1 protein-coding gene and 1 pseudogene are annotated in these 1,065 nt (G+C 70.6%); both read left to right on the top strand.

Annotated features, from left to right (window positions below):
- Positions 1-618, top strand: a 618-nt coding sequence (locus tag JHD07_RS32120) for an SAM-dependent methyltransferase (RefSeq protein WP_291629448.1), incomplete at its 5' end; no start/stop codon positions are given.
- A pseudogene (locus tag JHD07_RS32115) lies at positions 618-1,065 on the top strand (AAA family ATPase); the annotation flags it as partial. The gene JHD07_RS32120 and the pseudogene JHD07_RS32115, both read left to right, overlap by 1 nt.

Raw genomic sequence — 1,065 nt, 5'->3', positions numbered from 1 at the left:
CCGCTGTCGCTCGACGAGATCATCGCCGAGATCGCCGCGGCGCATGCGGCGGGCAAGGACGTCGCGCGGCTGCATTCCGGCGATCTCTCGATCTGGTCGGCGATGGGCGAGCAGCTCCGCCGCCTGCGCGCGCTCGGCATTCCCTATACTGTGACGCCGGGCGTGCCGTCCTTCTCGGCTGCTGCCGCTGCGCTGGAGGCGGAGCTGACGTTGCCCGGTCTTGCCCAGACGGTCGTGCTGACGCGCACGCCGGGCCGGGCCAGTGCCATGCCTGACGGCGAGAAGCTCGCGGCGTTCGCCGCCACCGGCGCGGTGCTCGCGATCCATCTGTCGATCCATCTGCTCGATCAGGTCGTCGCCGAGCTGACGCCGCATTACGGCGCGGATTGTCCGGTCGCGATCGTTTGGCGAGCGAGCTGGCCGGAGCAGCACATCGTGCGCGCGACGCTGGCAACGCTCGACGTCGCCGTGGGCGGCGAGATGGAGCGCACCGCGCTGATCCTGGTCGGCAAGACGCTGGGGGCCGCGGATTTCGACGAAAGTCGTCTCTACGCCGGCGACTACGATCGACGCTATCGGCCTGTCGGGACCGAGCCGCGCTTTCCGGAGGCGTCGTGATGGCGGCCGGCCTCGTCATCTCCGCACCCGCGTCCGGCGTCGGCAAGACCACGCTGACGCTGGCGCTCGCACGCGCCTGGCGCAACCGCGGCCTGACCGTGCAGTGCTTCAAGAGCGGACCCGACTATATCGATCCCGCCTTCCACGCCGCCGCCACCGGGCGCGCCTCCGTCAATGTCGATAGCTGGGCGATGGATAGTGCGACGATCGCACATCTCGTCAGCCGCGGTGTTGACGCCGACATCGTCCTCGCCGAGGGCTCGATGGGCCTGTTCGACGGCGTTGCCGCGCGCGGTGTCTGCGGCACCGGCGCGACCGCCGATATTGCGGAGATGCTGGGCTGGCCGGTGGTGCTGGTCATCGATCCCTCCGGCCAGGCGCAGACTGCGGCTGCGATCGCCGCAGGCCTTCGCGACTACCGCGCCGGCGTGCGCCTCGCGGGCGTCG

Source organism: Bradyrhizobium sp. (assembly GCF_016462955.1).
Lineage (GTDB): Bacteria > Pseudomonadota > Alphaproteobacteria > Rhizobiales > Xanthobacteraceae > Bradyrhizobium.
Note: the sequence above shows the minus strand (reverse complement) of the source record. Positions and strands in the feature narration are given on the sequence as shown.